The sequence below is a fragment of the Marichromatium bheemlicum genome, assembly GCF_012276755.1.
GTDB classification, from domain to species: domain Bacteria; phylum Pseudomonadota; class Gammaproteobacteria; order Chromatiales; family Chromatiaceae; genus Marichromatium; species Marichromatium bheemlicum.
The window spans coordinates 128,703-144,072 of sequence record NZ_JAAXKX010000003.1 but is presented as its reverse complement, the minus strand read 5'-3'; the positions used below and the strand labels follow the sequence as shown (position 1 = coordinate 144,072).

The following is a 15,370-nucleotide window of genomic DNA, read 5'->3' as shown; positions in this document are numbered from 1 at the left end:
ATCAGCGGATCTTCAGGCTCGCCAGTCCGATCAGCACCAGCACCACGGTGACGATCCAAAAACGCACGATCACCCGCGGCTCCGGCCAGCCCTGCAGCTCGAAGTGATGGTGCAGCGGCGCCATGCGGAAGATGCGCTTGCCGGTGAGCTTGAACGACATCACCTGGAGCATCACCGAGATGGTCTCGACCACGAACACCCCACCCATCACGAACAGCACCAGCTCCTGACGCGCGGCCACCGCCACGGTGCCGATCGCCGCGCCGAGCGCGAGCGCGCCGACATCCCCCATGAACACCTGCGCCGGATAGGCGTTGAACCAGAGAAAGCCGAGTCCGGCACCGACCAGCGCGGCACAGAAGATCACCAGCTCGCCGACGTCGGCGACATAAGGGATCAGGAGATAGTCAGCGATCTCGGCATGCCCACTGGCATAGACGAAGATACCCAGCGCCCCGGTCACCAGCACCGTGGGCATGATCGCCAGTCCGTCGAGCCCATCAGTGAGGTTGACCGCGTTGCTCGAGCCGACGATGACGAAATAGGTCAGCAGGATGAACCAGGGGCCGAGCTGGATCGAGACGTTTTTGAGATAGGGGATCAACAGCGCGGTCTCGGCCGGGGTGGTGGCACTGGCATAGAGCGCGACGGCGGCGACGAAACCGAACACCGTCTGCCACAGATACTTCCAGCGCGCCGGCAACCCACGCGGGTCGCGCAGCACCAGCTTCTTGTAGTCGTCGACCAGGCCGATGAGGCCAAAGGCCAGGGTGGTGAGCAGCACGATCCACACATAGTGATTGCTGAGGTCGGCCCACAGCAGGGTGCTGACAGCGACCGCCACCAGGATCAGCGCGCCGCCCATGGTCGGGGTGCCGGACTTCGACAGATGGCTCTGCGGGCCGTCGTCGCGCACCGTCTGGCCGATCTTGTAGGCGCGCAGCCGACGGATCATCGGCCGCCCCACCAGCAAGGCGATCGCCAGCGCGGTCAGCACCCCGAGGATGGCGCGCAGGGTGAGATAGCGGAAGACGCTGAACCCGCTATCGAGCCCGGCGAGCCAATCAGTCAGATACAGCAGCAAACTCGTCTCCTCCAACGGCGCAGAGCGCCTCTACGATGCATTCCATCCGCGCGGTGCGCGAACCCTTGACCAGAACCCGATCAGCGGCGCCGAGTTCATCGCGCAGCGCGGCAACCAGGCTCTCCTGATCGACAAAGTGCGCCCCCCCGGCACCGAAGGCGGCGACCGTCGCGGCGCTCAGCGGCCCCACCGCAGCGAGGCGCTCGATGCCTGCGGCACGCGCCTGCTCTCCGATCTGGCGGTGCAGCGACTCGGCCTCGGGGCCGAGTTCGCCGAGATCCCCGAGCACCAGCCAGCGCCGTCCGGCAAAGGCCGTCAGCACCGCGATCGCCGCGGCGATCGAGTCGGGGTTGGCGTTATAGGTGTCGTCGATCAGGTGCAGCCGCCCCGCCCCACACCGCCGTGGGCAGAGCCGGCCAGGGACCGGGCGCAGCGCGGCCAGCCCGTCGCGGATCGCCTCACCCTCGACGCCGAGGGCGAGCGCCACGGTGCTCGCCGCTAGGGCATTGCGCACGTTGTGCTCGCCCGCCAGTGGCAGCGCGAGGTCGTGCTCGGCACCACCGTAACGCGCGACGAAGCGGGTCCGAAACCCGTGATCATCCCACTCGACGCGGATCCCGGTACGCTCGGCGCTGAGCGCCGGGCGCACCGCTGCCGGGGTGCGCGGTGCGTCGTCGATGGCGAAGGTCGAGACGCGCTGGGCGAACGCCAGCTCGCGCCACAGCCCGGTGTAGGGCGAGTCCTCGGGCACCACCAGAATGCCGTGCGGGAGCAGCCCGCGGGCGATCTCACCCTTGGCGCGGGCGACCCCCTCGACCGATCCGAAACCCTCGAGGTGGGCGCGCCCGGCATTGGTGATCAGTGCCACGTCGGGGCGGGCGATATCGGTCATGTAACCGATCTCGCCGGGGTGGTTGGCGCCCATCTCGAGCACCAGGAAGTCCTCGTCGCGCGCCCCGAGGAGGGTCAGCGGCATGCCGATGTCGTTGTTGAGATTGCCGCGGGTGGCGTGCACCCGCCCGGCCTGGCCGAGGATCGCCGCAACCATCTCCTTGACGGTGGTCTTACCGTTGCTTCCGGTGATCGCCACCACCCGGGCGCGCAGCCGCGCCCGCCAGGCGTGCGCCAACCGACCTAGCCCGAGCCGAGTGTCATCGACCACCCACTGTGGCAGGTCGACCGCCACCGGGTGATCGACCAGCGCCGCCACTGCGCCGGCACGGCGCGCCGCTTCAACGTGCTCGTGAGCGTCGAAACGCGGCCCACGCAGGGCCACGAACAACTGGCCGCTGCAGTCGACCCGACTATCGGTCCCAACCCCGTCGAAACGGCAATCGGCCCCCTGGAGTCGGCCCCCGGCCGCGGCCACGGCCTCGCCTAGCGTCCACATCAGTGATGTCCCTCCCGCCACTCGCGCAACGCCTCGACGGCCTGTGCGCGATCGCTGAATCGTCTCTTCAAGTCACCCATGTCCTGATAGGTCTCATGCCCCTTGCCCGCGACCAGCACCGCGTCGCCGCGACCGGCGAGCGCGATCGCTAACCGGATCGCCAGACCACGCTGGTGCTCGACGCGCACCCGCTCGCGCTCGCCGATCCCGTCGAGGATGTTAGCGACGATGGCCTCGGGCGACTCGGTGCGCGGGTTGTCGTCGGTGAGGATCAGGCCATCGCTGAGACTCTCGGCGATCGCCCCCATCAACGGGCGTTTACCGCGATCGCGATCACCGCCGCAGCCGAACACCGTGATCAGTCGCCCACGGGTGTGCTCGCGGACATTGACCAGCGCCTTCTCCAGCGCATCCGGGGTGTGGGCGTAGTCGACCACCACCAGCGGCGCATCACCGCCGCCGAAACACTCCATCCGCCCCGGCACCCCGCGGATGCGCGCCAGCTCACGGACCGCACGCTCCAGCGGCAGCCCGCGCGAGCACATCACCGCCAGTACCGCGAGGAGGTTGGCGGCGTTGAAGCGACCGATCAGTCCGACCTCAAGCTCGGCGCGCTCGGTGCGCCGGGTGGTGCGCGACTCGACGTGCAGATAGAGGCTGTGCGGACGCGGCTCGATGGCCAGGGCACGCAGCCGCAGCGCACAGCGCGACGGGGTCGGACCCTCGGGGTCAATGCCGTAACCGGCGACCTGGACCTCGGCGGGCAGGGTCTCGAGCAGACGCGCGCTGAACGGGTCGTCGAGATTGAGCACCGCCCACTGCAGCCCCGGGCACAAGAAGAGGCGGCGCTTGGCCTCGCCATAGGCGGTCATGTCGCCGTGATAGTCGAGGTGGTCGCGGCTGAGATTGGTGAAGATGGCATGGGTGAAACGCGCGGCGCTGGTGCGGCCCTGATCGAGCGCGTGCGAGGAGACCTCCATCGCCACCGCGCGCGCGCCCTGAGCGCGCAACGATTCGAGCTGCGCCTGCAGCGAGACCGCATCCGGCGTGGTATGGGTCGGCGAACGCAGCGCCCCGGGGAAGCCGTTGCCGAGGGTGCCGATCACCGCACAGTCGAGTTCCGGGGCCAGCGCCTGAGCGAGGAAATGGCTGACGCTGGTCTTACCATTGGTGCCGGTGACCCCGAACAGCTCCAGGCGCTCGCTGGGCGCGCCGTAGAAACGCGCGGCGAGCGCACTGGCCTGGGCCGAGAGCCCCTCGACCGGGATCACCGGCAGGCCGAGACAGGCGCTGAGGTCGAGGATGGCATCGACCGGCCAATCGAGCGAGACCTCGGCGAGGATCGCCGTCGCACCGCGATGCTTGGCCTCCTGGGCGAAGGCCAGCCCGTGCAGACTGCTGCCCTGACAGGCGAGAAAGAGCGCACCCTGCGACAGCACCCGACTATCGAGTGCGATCGAGCACACCGGACGGTCGGCGGCCTCGCCGGCCTCGGCGAACCCGTCGATCAAGTCACCCAGACGCCAGGCGCAAGGGGTCGAGGACAGTGCCATCACAGCGCCGATCCTCCGCGACCGCTCAGCAACATCGATGGGGGCGGATTATCCGGCGGCACATTGAACAGCCGCAGCGCCCCCTCCATCACCTTCTGGAACACCGGGGCGGCAACCACCCCGGCGTAGTAGGACCTGCCATGCGGCTCGTCGATCATCACCACCATCACCAACCTCGGGCGCTCGGCCGGGGCGAAGCCGGCGAACACCGCCTGATAACGCCGGCCCGCATACCCGTTGGGACCGGCCTTCTTCGCCGTTCCGGTCTTGCCCGCCACGCGATAGCCGGCGATCGCCGCGCGCCGGGCGGTGCCCTTCTCGGACACCACCTGTTCCATCATGGTGCGCACCGCCCGCGCGGTCTCGGCACTGAGTACCCGGGTACCGGGGACCACCGCCCCCGGTTCGCGTTTGAGCAGGGTGAGCGGGCGTTTGATGCCATCGGCGGCGAGCGTGGCATAGGCCTGGGCCAACTGCAGCGTGGTCACCGACAGGCCGTAGCCGAAGGCGAGCGTGGCGTGTTCGAACACCCGCCAGTCGGAGTAGTGACGCAGGTTGCCAGGGCTCTCGCCGGGAAAGCCGATGCCGGTGACGTGACCGAATCCGAGGTCGTCGTAGAGCGACCAGAGATCGGCGTACTCCATCATCTGCGCGATCTTGACCACGCCGACGTTGCTCGACTTGGCCAGCACCCCGGTGACATCGAGCAGGCCGTAGTCGTGGACATCACGCACCAGGTTGCGCCCGACCCGGAAGTAACCCGGCTCGGTATCGATCTCGGTGGTGGGGGTGACTAGGCCGCGCTCGAGCGCCGCGGCCACCACCAACGGTTTGACCGTGGAGCCGGGCTCGATCACATCGGTAACACAACGGTTACGACGGCGCTCGCTACCGCCATCGCGCAACGCATTGGGGTTGTAGCCGGGCTGGTTGACCATCGCCAGCACCTCGCCGGTATCGACGTCGAGCGCGACCAAGGTCCCGCCGACGGCCTCGTGCTCACGCACCGCCGCCAGCAGCTCGCGATAGGCGAGGAACTGCAAGCGGCGGTCGAGACTCAGCACCAGATCGGTACCCTGACGCGGCGGGCGCAGCTGCTCGACCTCTTGGACGATACGCTTGCGCCCGTCGCGGATCACCCGCCGCAGCCCTGGCTCGGACTGGAGCTGGGCGTCATGGGCGAACTCGATCCCTTCCTGGCCACGGTCCTCGATATCGGTGAAACCGATGACGTGCCCGAACACCTCGGCCCCAGGGTAGAAGCGACGGTACTCGGACTCGAAATCGACCCCCGCCAGGTGCTCGCGGGCGATCAGCTCGCGCACCGCGCGCGCCTCGTCGAAGTCGATGCGACGCTTGAGATAGATGAAGCCACGCTCGGATTTGGCGAGCACCCGCTCGCGCAGTGCCTGCGGGTCGAGATCCAGGTCCCGCGCCAGCTCGGGCAACACGTCGAGCCGCTCGACGAGCTTGCGCGGATCGGCCCACACCGTCTCGACCGGGGTACTGACGGCCAGCGGCTCGCCATTGCGGTCGCTGATCATACCGCGTCGCGCGGGGATCTCGGCCACCCGCAGATAGCGCCGCTCGCCCTCGGTCTGGAGAAAATCGGTCTCGACCACCTGGCGGTAGAAGACCCCGGCACCGAGCAGCACGAAGGCCACCGCCAACCCCACCATCAGTAATCGTCGGCGCAACACCAGGTTGGGCCGGCGACGCTGCGGCGACTCGAGCGGGCGGCGGGGGCGACGGCTAGGGTTGGCCATGGCCGGTCTCCTCGAGCAACAACACATCCTCGAGACGCGGGGTATACATGCCGAGCTGCTCGCGCGCGATCTGCTGGATACGCCGATGGGTGGAGAGCGTCGCCTCCTCGAGGCGCAACCGGCTCCACTCGACGTCGATGGCATCGCGCTGGGCACGCAGGTCCTGGAGCTGGGCGAAGTGCACCCGGGTGAGGTACTTGGTGTGGACCACGGCGATGGCCGAGACCATCACCACCACCCCCAGTGCGGCAACGATCCAGAACTCAGTGCGCGTCATCGGCGTGGCTCCGTTCGGCCACCCGCATGATCGCGCTGCGCGCCCGCGGGTTGGACTCGGACTCGGCCGTCGAGGGGCGCTGCGCCTTGCCGAGCAGCCGCAGCCGCCCCGGCGCCGGACCACCGGTCACCGGCACCCCCTTGGGCAACACCGCGCCACGCGACTCGCGGCGCATGAAATGCTTGACGATGCGGTCCTCCAACGAGTGGAAGCTGATCACCACCAGCCGCCCACCGGGGGCGAGCAGGTCGCAGACCTGATCAAGACAACGCTCGATCTCGCCGAGTTCGTCGTTGACCTGGATACGCAGCGCCTGGAAGGTGCGGGTGGCCGGGTGCTTGCCCGGCTCGCGCCGCCCCGGCTGGGCACGCTCGACCAGCGCAGCAAGCTCGGCGGTGGTACGCAACGGCGCCTCGGCGCGACGCTCACAGATGGCGCGCGCGATGCGCTTGGCGAAGCGCTCCTCGCCAAACTCGCGCAACACCCGCGCGATTTCCTGTTGCTCGGCGCGCATCAGCCAGGCGGCGGCCGACTCACCTCGGGTCGGATCCATGCGCATGTCGAGCGGCCCGTCGGCGCTGAAGCTGAAGCCACGCGCGGCGGTATCGAGCTGCGGCGAGGAGACGCCGAGATCGAGCAGAAGGCCGGAGAGCGGCGCGTGCTCGCCGGCCTCGGCGAGTGCGGTGGCAATGGCGCTGAAGGGGCGGTGGAGGATACGAAAACGCGAATCGGTAAGCGCGCGCGCGGCAGCGACCGCCTCGGGATCACGGTCGAGCCCGATCAGTCGCCCCGCCGCGCCGAGACGCGCAAGGACCGCACGGCTGTGACCACCGCGCCCAAAGGTGGCATCGACATAGCGTCCATTCGGGTCGGTCACCAATGCGTTCACCGCCTCTTCGAGCAGGACCGAACGATGAATGATCTGGGTGTCCACGGGATCGTGGCATGGTTGAGGCATGACGCGGCTCACAGGGTAAAAGACCCGAGTCCGGCCGTGGCCGCCAACTCGTCGATCGCGGTGTCGTTCAGCGCCGCAGCGGTGCGCGCGTTCCAGGCGTGCTCGTCCCACAGCTCGAACTTGGCCCCTTGACCGACGAAGGCGACCCGTTTGTCGAGCGTGGCGAAGTCACGCAAATGCTGGGGCAACAGGATTCGACCCTGAGCATCCATTTCCACGTCTTGTGCATTCCCGATATAGAGGCGCTGGATAGCGCGCGCCGTGCTGTCGAAGGCGGGGAGTGCGGCGAGTTTGTGCTCGATCGTCTCCCATTCGGGTTCCGGATAGAGCAGCAGACAGCGGTCGCGATCGACCGTCACGATCAGGTGGGAATCACAGACGGCACGCAGCCGTTCGCGGTACCGGGCCGGCACCGCGAGACGCCCCTTGGCATCGAGATTGACGAGACTGACCCCCCGAAACACCGAGCGCCCCCACGGCGAACCGCCTGGATTCTGCTCCCTGATTCCCCACTCCCCCCCACTAGGTTCCCATGTTAGAGAGGGGCCTGGGGTCCGTCAAGAAAACGGTCGAGTTTATTCTTGGACAGTCAGCAACTTACGCCGCCAAGCTCGACTGGCGCAGAAGAACGGCTGAATGGTTTGGATATCAAAAGGCTGGAGAGTAAAGCTGAGAAAATGCTTTATCTTCGGTGGCCGTGACGGCCGTCACTGAATGGGGACAGAGACACGGGCTTGTGGAGGGAAGGGAGCCGGCCGATAAGCCGGGTTCTGTCGAGGACAGTCATTCATCTGGGACGCGCGTCGCCGCGCGCCTCTAGCGACCTACCCGGGAACACGCGCGGGCCGCGCGCTGCGGTCAAAGCCGCGAGTTCCCCTATTTGGTCTTGCTCCGGGTGGGGTTTACCCTGCCACTGATGTTGCCACCAGCGCGGTGCGCTCTTACCGCACCATTTCACCCTTACCTCTCGTCCGAGGACGAGATCGGCGGTATCTTTTCTGCGGCACTTTCCGTGGACTTTCGCCCCCCAGGCGTTACCTGGCACCCTGCCCTATGGAGCCCGGACTTTCCTCTCCCGTCACCAGGACGGAAGCGACTGTCTGGCCGACTCCCAAGCAAGCAGTATACCCGAGAACCCTGCCTGACGTCGCGGGCGAATCAACGCCCGGCGAGCGCCGCCTGCGACAGCCACAGCAGCGCCGGCTCCTCGTCCTTGCCGAGTTCGCCGTCGCGCAGGAAGATCGCGCCGTCGGCCACCGCCAGCTGGCGCACCCCGCCGCTATCACGGACCTCGCCCTCGCGGTGCAGCGCATCGTCACGCGCCGCGACCCGACCAGCGACCCAGTCACCGATCCGTTGATGATAGGCACGGCGATAGACCAGCTTGGTCGCGCGCAGCTGGCCCTCGCGGAAGAAGAAGGTCACCGCCGAGGCCGGCATCTGGTTGAAGCTGCCGATCGGGGCGCCACACAGCCGGTCGCCATAGGGGTTGGGGCCATCGGCGCACTGCAGTTCGAGATCCGCGAAGGTCTCGCGCAACCGCACCTCGGTCAGGTCGCTGTCGAAGGACTCGAGCGCGGCGTTGAACTCGCTCTTGCCGAGCACGTACATCAGCGCCAGGTCGGTGCGACGCTTGCCGTCCTCGGTGAAGGTCAGCCAGAAGAACGGCCCGAACACCAGGGTCAGCATCAACAGCGTCTTGTAGGTCTTGGGGAGTTTCAGGTCATTCTTTTTCATGGCCGGCATTCTACCGGGAAGCGCTACCGCACGGACACCCAATCGTCCACTCAGCGAGGACACCCGATCTGTTGAGCCGCAAAGGCGCGAAGGACACAAAGCTTTTACCTACCGAGTCGTCAAAGGGGCTTGAAACTCGTCCGCATCCCCGCGAACCTCAGCACTCACCAGCAGGGGCAGCGTCTCCCGTCTGACGCCAGTAGCTCACACCCGACCACAACCCGACGGATAAAAACCTCTTGGGGGAGCGGTCGAGCCACATGTTCCTACTGCGGACTGATGACCTGGCGCTGAGAAGTCGCCCCGAAAACAACCCCCTTCGTGTCCTTGGCCTCTTTGCGGTTCAAATTCCCCCGCTGCACACCCGCGCCAAAGCCTCTAGACTAGCTGGCCTTTTCCACCCGGCCACGGCAGACGAGAGCGGATGTCCCAGGATCTTTCTCAGCACACCCCGGCGATGCGGCAATACCTCGGACTCAAGGCGGAGTACCCGGACCTGTTGCTGTTCTATCGCATGGGGGACTTCTACGAACTCTTCTTCGAGGACGCCGAGCGTGCTGCCCGGTTGCTGGACATCACCCTGACCAAGCGCGGCCAGTCGGCCGGGCGTCCGATCCCCATGGCCGGGGTGCCCTATCACGCCGCCGAGGGCTATCTCGCGCGACTGGTGCGCCAGGGCGTGTCGGTGGCGATCTGCGAGCAGATCGGCGACCCGGCCAAGAGCAAGGGGCCGGTGGAACGCAAGGTCACCCGGGTGGTCACCCCCGGTACCCTCACCGATGAGGCGCTGCTCGAGGACCGTCGCGAGAACCTGCTGGTGGCGATCGCCGAATCGGCGCGCGCGGGCTACGGGCTGGCCCAGCTCGAACTCTCCAGCGGACGCTTCTCGGTGCTCGAGGTCAGCGGACGCGAGGCGCTCGCCAGCGAGCTCGAACGTCTGCGCCCCGCCGAGGTGCTGGTCGACGAGTCCTCCTCGCTGCCCGAGGCGCTGCGCCTCGAGCGCGGCCTCACCCGTCGCCCGGCCTGGCACTTCGAGGCCGACAACGGCGCACGCATGCTCTGCGAGCAGTTCGGCACCCGCGACCTCGGCGGCTTCGGCTGCGCCGGCATGACGCTGGCGATCGGCGCCGCCGGCTGTCTGTTGCAGTACGTGCGCGACACCCAGTTCGCCGCCCTGCCCCACATCCGCGGACTGAGCACCGAGCAGCGCGACGAGGCGCTGATCATCGACGCCGCCACCCGGCGCAACCTGGAGCTGACCGAGAGCCTCAGCGGCGAGCACCAGCACACCCTCGCCGGGGTGATCGATCACACCGCCACGGCGATGGGCAGCCGGCTGCTGCGCCGCTGGATCAACCGCCCGCTGCGCGACCGTCACGCCGTCGCCCGCCGTCACGGCGCGGTCGCGGCGCTGCTCGCGGCCCCGGGGCGCGCCGACCTCGCCGAGCTACTCGCCGGCATCGGCGATCTCGAACGCATCCTCGCCCGGGTCGCGCTCGGCTCGGCGCGCCCGCGCGACCTCGCGGTGCTGCGCGACTCGCTGACGCTGCTGCCGGCACTCGGCGAACACCTCGGGACGATCGACGACCCGCTGCTCGCCGAGCTGGCCGACAGGATCGCCACCCACCCCGAGACCCAGGACCTGCTCGCCCGCGCCGTCATCCCCCAGCCACCGCTGCTGATCCGCGACGGCGGGGTGATCGCCGCAGGCTATGACGCCGAACTCGACCGGCTGCGCGGCCTGTCGGAGAACGCCGACCGCTTTCTCGTCGAACTGGAACAGCGCGAGCGCGCACGCACCGGCATCGCCACCCTCAAGGTCGGCTACAACCGGGTGCACGGCTATTACATCGAGGTCGGGCGCAGCCACGGCGACGCGGTGCCGGTCGAGTACGTGCGCCGCCAGACGTTGAAGGCCGCCGAGCGCTACATCACCCCGGAGCTGAAGGGTTTCGAGGACGAGATCCTGAGCAGCCGCGAGCGCGCCCTGGCCCGCGAGAAGGCGCTCTACGAGGCGCTGCTCACGACCCTGGCCGAACGCCTCGCGCCGCTGCAGACGAGCGCCACCGGGATCGCCACCCTGGATGTGCTCACCAACCTCGCCGAGCGCGCCGAGCGCCTCGGCTGGGCGCGCCCGACGCTCGACGACACGCCCGGGATCGAGATCATCGACGGCCGTCACCCGGTGGTCGAGCAGGTCATCGACCAGCCCTTCGTCGCCAACTCGCTCAGCCTCGACGCCGAGCGGCGGATGCTGGTGATCACCGGCCCCAACATGGGCGGCAAGTCGACCTACATGCGCCAGTGCGCGCTGATCGTGCTGCTGGCCTATGCCGGCAGCTTCGTGCCGGCGCGCAGCGCGCGGCTCGGCCCGGTCGATCGGGTGTTCTCGCGCATCGGCGCCTCCGACGACCTCGCCGGCGGGCGCTCGACCTTCATGGTGGAGATGGAGGAGACGGCCAACATCCTCCACAACGCCACCGCCGAGAGCCTGGTGCTGATGGACGAGATCGGTCGCGGCACCAGCACCTTCGACGGGCTGTCGCTGGCCTGGTCGTGCGGGGTCGAGCTGGCCACCGGGATCGGTGCCTACACCCTGTTCGCCACCCACTACTTCGAGCTGACCACGCTGCCCGAGGAGCATCCGGGGATCGCCAACGTCCATCTCGACGCGGTCGAGCACGGCGACACCGTGGTGTTCATGCACGCGCTGCGCGAGGGGCCGGCAAACCAGAGCTACGGGCTGGCGGTGGCCGCGCTCGCCGGGGTACCGCAGCCGGTGATCGCGCGCGCCCGCGCGCGACTACAGGAGCTGGAGCGCAACGCCCGCGCCCACGCCGAGCGCGAGGCGGTGCAGCTGTCGCTGTTCGCCGCCGAGCCGGCCGAGCCGACGCCCGAGCCGGAGCCGGCGACGCCGGACCCGCTGCACGAGGCGCTCGAGGCACTCGACCCCGACGCACTCAGCCCGCGCGAGGCGCTCGACGCGCTCTACCGGCTGCGCGCACTGCGACAGGCCGACTGAGTCGCCCCTCGCCGAACGCGGTCCTCACTCCAAGGCGCAGACCTCGGGCTCCGGCACCAACCGCGGCCCGATATGCAACAGCGCAAGGCTGACGTTATCCTTGCCGCCGGCGGCATTGGCCGCCTCGACCAAGGCATCTGCGGTCTGCCCCAGGCACGAGGGCGAGGCCTCGAGCAACAGCGCGCGCAGCTCGATGTCGTCGAGCATGCCGCTCAACCCATCGCTACAGAACAAATAGAGATCGCCCGGGGCAAGCCGGTGCACCCGCGAACTCACGCCGGGACTCGGCAACGACCCCAAGGCGCGGGTGAGGATGTTCTCACCGATACCACAGGCCATTGCCTCCTCGCGCGACGGATAGAGCCCCTGATCGAGCACCTCCTGGAGCAGCGAATGGTCACGCGAGAGCTGTTCGAGCGCGCCATCGCGCAGTCGATAGACACGCGAGTCGCCGACATGCGCCAGCACCATCCAGCCCGGACCGAGCAGCCCGACTACCACCGTAGTGCCCATCCCGGCACAGCCGGGCGTGGCGTTGGCGTGACGCCAGATGGCCACGTTGGCCTCTTCGACGGCGGCCTCGAGGAGCACGCGCGCACGCTCGGCGTCGTGGCGTGGCGAGGGGTGGCGACGGAAACGCTCGGCGATGGTCTCGACCGCAGTGCGGCTAGCCACCTCGCCGGCGCTCGCGCCACCGACCCCGTCGGCGACCATGATCAACCCGAGCGCGGGATGGACACCGACGGCATCCTCATTGTGCGCACGCACCCGGCCACGGTCGGTACGCCAGGCGTAATCGAGTTGATGCGACCACATGACCGGCCCGCTCGCCGTTGCTGCGCCGTTCAGGAGCCGGCCGCCTCGTCGAGTTCGAGGGCCAGGCGCTTGGGATCGACATAGCCTGGGATCAGGGTGCCATCGTCGGTGACGATCGCGGGGGTCCCGCGCAGTCCCAGCTCACGCCCAAGCGCCATGTGTTCGGCCACCGGATTGTCGCAGTTGCGCATCTCGATCGGCTGACCCTGCTTGGCCGCAGTCATCGCCTCACGACGCGCTGCGGCGTCGCCAGCACACCACACCGCCACGGCCTCGCGATAGGCCTCGCTACCCTCGCCGGCACGGGGGAAGAACAGATAGCGCACGCGGATGTCGTTGGCGACATAGTCATCGATCTGACTGTGCAGCTTGCGGCAGTAACCACATTCGATATCGGTGAACACCGTGACCGTGTGCTTGGCATCGGCAGGCCCGAAGACCACCATCGCCTCCTCGCCCACGGCCTCGACCAACCCCTTGCGGGCCTCGGCCAGACGCGGCTCGGTGAGATCGGTCCGGGTCTTGAGATCGACGATACGGCCATCGATGAAGTAACGACCATCCGGGGTCATGTACATCAGCTCACTGCCGATCAGCACCTCGTAGAGGCCATCGACCGGGGCCGGCCGGATGTCGCTGATGGCGATATCCGGGGCGACCGCCTCGAGCGCGGCGCGGATGTTCTGCTCGGGACCGGCCTGTACGGCGCCGGCGAGACAGCCAAGGCTCGCGGCCAGGGCGAGGGATCTGATTCTCAGCATGGGGCTTCCTAGTCTCTGAAGTTTTCGAATTGCAGCGGCAGCCCCCAGTCGGACTCGCGCAGCAGCGTGATCACCGCCTGCAGGTCGTCGCGCTTCTTGCCGGTGACCCGCACCTGCTCGCCCTGGATCTGGGCCTGCACCTTGAGCTTGCTCGCCTTGATCGCCTTGACCATGCGCTTGGCGGTGTCGCTGTCGACGCCCTGCTTGAGGACGACCTCCTGGCGCGCGGCATTGAGCGTCTGCACCGGCTCGCCCGGCTCCAGCGCGGCGAGATCGATCTTACGCTTGACCAACTTCTGGCGCAGGATGTCGAGCATCTGCTGGAGCTGGAACTCCTGCTCGGCGGCGAGCTGGATCTTGTCCTCGGCGAGCTCGAAGCTGGCGGTGACGCCCTTGAAGTCGAAGCGGGTACCGATCTCGCGATTGGCCTGATCGACCGCGTTGCGCACCTCTTGTAGATCGAACTCGGAAACGATGTCAAACGATGGCATGAAGAACCTCGAACAGGGGTCGGGCCCGACCGGCTCAACCGCGCGGATGATGCACGGCATGCATCCGCTTGAGCCGTTCACGGGCAACGTGGGTATAGATCTGGGTGGTTGAAAGGTCGCTGTGTCCGAGCAGCATCTGCACCACGCGCAGATCGGCGCCGTGGTTGAGCAGATGGGTGGCGAAGGCGTGACGCAGGGTGTGGGGCGAGAGCGGCTTGAGCACCCCGGCCTCGATGGCATAGCGCTTGATCAGCATCCAGAAGGCCTGACGGCTCATGTGCTCGCTGCGACTGGTGGGGAACAGATAGTCGCTGCAGCGCCCGCCGAGCAGCTCCAGGCGCGGCCCCTTGACGTACTCGCGCACCCAGTGCGTGGCCTCGTCGCCGAGCGGCACCAGACGCTCGCGCCCGCCCTTGCCCTGTACCCGCACCACCCCCTGGGTGAGGCTGATCTGGGCGGGCATCAGGGTGACCAGCTCGGTCACCCGCAGCCCGCTGGCATAGAGCACCTCGAGCATGGTGCGGTCGCGATGACCGCGCGGGTCGGTGGTATCGGGCGCACGCAGCAGATACTCGACCTCGGCCTCGCTCAGACTCTTGGGCAGCGGGCGGCCCAGGCGCGGGGTCTCGATGCGCGCGCTGGGGTCGTCAGCGATCACCCCGCGGCGCAGCAGATAGCGATAGAACTGACGCAGCGAGGAGACCAGGCGGGCGCTCGAGCGCGGCTTGCGGCCCTGCTCGGCGAGCAGCGCCAGATAATCGAGCAGGTCCTGACGCCCGGCGGCGGCCAGCCCGCGCTTGCGTTCGGCGGTGAGCCAGGCGGCGAAGGCGCGCAGATCGGAGCGATAGGCGCTCTGGGTGTTGCGGCTCGCGCCGCGCTCGAGCCACAGCGACTCGACGAAGCGCTCGATCAGGATCCCGTCCTCGGCCATCAGTCCTCCTCCCAGCCTTCGTGGCGCAGCAACCAGCGCTTGACCGCCAGCGGCGCACCGGCGCGCGCACCACCGAAACCACCCGCCCCGCTCCGGCCTACCACCCGGTGACAGGGCACCACCAGCGGGCAGGGGTTGGCGCGACAGGCCTGACCGATGGCGCGCGCCGAGCTGCCGAGTCTCGCGGCCAGCTCGCCGTAGGTACAGGGCCGTCCCGGCGGGATCGCCCGCAGCGCGCTCCAGACGCGCTGCTGGAAGGCCGTGCCCGCCGGCTGCAGCGGCAGGGTGAAACGATGGCCGGGGTCGGCAAGATAGGCCAGGAACTCGGCCCGCACCCAATCGGGTAACACTGCCCCGGAACCATCCTCGCCGCGCGGCGCTAGATCGACCCCGGCCAGCGCGCCCCCGCGCCAGTCGACGGCGATCGGCCCGAACGGGGCCTGGATCAGCGTCTTCGCCATGTTCCCCTCCTCTCGATCCGGCCTCCGGCCCAGCGACCGGACCGGCGATTATAGCCCAGGCGCCCGGCGGTCGACCTTCAGCGACCAGGGACGGTCTGAACCGCAAAGACCCAAAGAGCGCAA

General features: G+C 68.3%; 14 protein-coding genes and 1 other RNA gene. 1 reads left to right on the top strand and 14 read right to left on the bottom strand.

The features are described 5' to 3' along the window. Window position 1: 1 nt before the first annotated feature. The 9 genes from mraY to HF203_RS03845 form a co-directional block, all read right to left on the bottom strand. The gene (gene mraY / locus HF203_RS03885) at window positions 2–1,084 is read right to left on the bottom strand and encodes a phospho-N-acetylmuramoyl-pentapeptide-transferase (protein ID WP_168666757.1); all 1,083 of its coding nucleotides are present in this window, start codon (window positions 1,082–1,084) and stop codon (window positions 2–4) included. Next, window positions 1,065–2,474, bottom strand: a complete 1,410-nt coding sequence (locus HF203_RS03880; RefSeq protein ID WP_168666755.1) for a UDP-N-acetylmuramoyl-tripeptide--D-alanyl-D-alanine ligase — start codon at window positions 2,472–2,474, stop codon at window positions 1,065–1,067. Before HF203_RS03880 ends, mraY begins: the two co-directional genes overlap by 20 nt. Next, window positions 2,474–4,027, bottom strand: coding sequence for a UDP-N-acetylmuramoyl-L-alanyl-D-glutamate--2,6-diaminopimelate ligase (locus HF203_RS03875; RefSeq protein WP_210424620.1), 1,554 nt, complete (start codon window positions 4,025–4,027; stop codon window positions 2,474–2,476). Before HF203_RS03875 ends, HF203_RS03880 begins: the two co-directional genes overlap by 1 nt. Beyond that, window positions 4,027–5,793 carry a peptidoglycan D,D-transpeptidase FtsI family protein gene (locus HF203_RS03870; protein ID WP_168666753.1) on the bottom strand — a complete coding sequence of 589 codons (1,767 nt, stop codon included), beginning with the start codon at window positions 5,791–5,793 and terminating at the stop codon, window positions 4,027–4,029. Before HF203_RS03870 ends, HF203_RS03875 begins: the two co-directional genes overlap by 1 nt. Then, the gene (ftsL, locus tag HF203_RS03865) at window positions 5,780–6,070 is read right to left on the bottom strand and encodes a cell division protein FtsL (protein ID WP_168666751.1); all 291 of its coding nucleotides are present in this window, start codon (window positions 6,068–6,070) and stop codon (window positions 5,780–5,782) included. The genes HF203_RS03870 and ftsL overlap by 14 nt, the downstream gene beginning before the upstream one ends. Next, the gene (gene rsmH, locus HF203_RS03860) at window positions 6,057–7,004 is read right to left on the bottom strand and encodes a 16S rRNA (cytosine(1402)-N(4))-methyltransferase RsmH (RefSeq protein ID WP_343043877.1); all 948 of its coding nucleotides are present in this window, start codon (window positions 7,002–7,004) and stop codon (window positions 6,057–6,059) included. Before rsmH ends, ftsL begins: the two co-directional genes overlap by 14 nt. A 32-nt stretch (window positions 7,005–7,036) precedes the next feature. Beyond that, the gene (mraZ, locus tag HF203_RS03855; RefSeq protein ID WP_168666746.1) at window positions 7,037–7,492 is read right to left on the bottom strand and encodes a division/cell wall cluster transcriptional repressor MraZ; all 456 of its coding nucleotides are present in this window, start codon (window positions 7,490–7,492) and stop codon (window positions 7,037–7,039) included. 279 nt (window positions 7,493–7,771) lie between these two features. Continuing rightward, window positions 7,772–8,140: RNase P RNA component class A (gene rnpB / locus HF203_RS03850), an RNA gene on the bottom strand. A 46-nt stretch (window positions 8,141–8,186) separates the two neighbouring features. Beyond that, a complete protein-coding gene (locus tag HF203_RS03845) occupies window positions 8,187–8,765 on the bottom strand; it encodes a hypothetical protein (protein ID WP_168666744.1) in 579 nt (192 codons plus the stop codon). A 424-nt stretch (window positions 8,766–9,189) separates the two neighbouring features. Between HF203_RS03845 and mutS the strand changes: the two genes are divergently transcribed. Continuing rightward, a complete protein-coding gene (gene mutS, locus HF203_RS03840; RefSeq protein ID WP_168666742.1) occupies window positions 9,190–11,787 on the top strand; it encodes a DNA mismatch repair protein MutS in 2,598 nt (865 codons plus the stop codon). Between the two features lie 24 nt (window positions 11,788–11,811). On the opposite strand, the gene HF203_RS03835 is transcribed toward mutS, so the two are convergent. From HF203_RS03835 to HF203_RS03815, 5 genes are read right to left on the bottom strand one after another with little or no spacing between them, the layout of a single operon-like run. Next, on the bottom strand, window positions 11,812–12,603 hold the full coding sequence (locus HF203_RS03835; protein WP_168666740.1) for a PP2C family protein-serine/threonine phosphatase: 792 nt from the start codon (window positions 12,601–12,603) through the stop codon (window positions 11,812–11,814). Window positions 12,604–12,632: 29 nt separating this feature from the next. Continuing rightward, a complete protein-coding gene (locus HF203_RS03830) occupies window positions 12,633–13,364 on the bottom strand; it encodes a DsbC family protein (RefSeq protein WP_168666738.1) in 732 nt (243 codons plus the stop codon). An 8-nt stretch (window positions 13,365–13,372) separates the two neighbouring features. Then, entirely contained in the window at window positions 13,373–13,855 is a 483-nt protein-coding gene (locus HF203_RS03825; RefSeq protein ID WP_168666736.1) for a YajQ family cyclic di-GMP-binding protein, read from the bottom strand. A 34-nt stretch (window positions 13,856–13,889) separates the two neighbouring features. Then, window positions 13,890–14,786 carry a site-specific tyrosine recombinase XerD gene (gene xerD / locus HF203_RS03820; RefSeq protein ID WP_168666734.1) on the bottom strand — a complete coding sequence of 299 codons (897 nt, stop codon included), beginning with the start codon at window positions 14,784–14,786 and terminating at the stop codon, window positions 13,890–13,892. Next, window positions 14,786–15,247: a methylated-DNA--[protein]-cysteine S-methyltransferase gene (locus tag HF203_RS03815; protein ID WP_168666732.1), complete on the bottom strand. Its 462-nt coding sequence runs from the start codon at window positions 15,245–15,247 to the stop codon at window positions 14,786–14,788. The genes xerD and HF203_RS03815 overlap by 1 nt, the downstream gene beginning before the upstream one ends. Window positions 15,248–15,370: the final 123 nt, after the last annotated feature.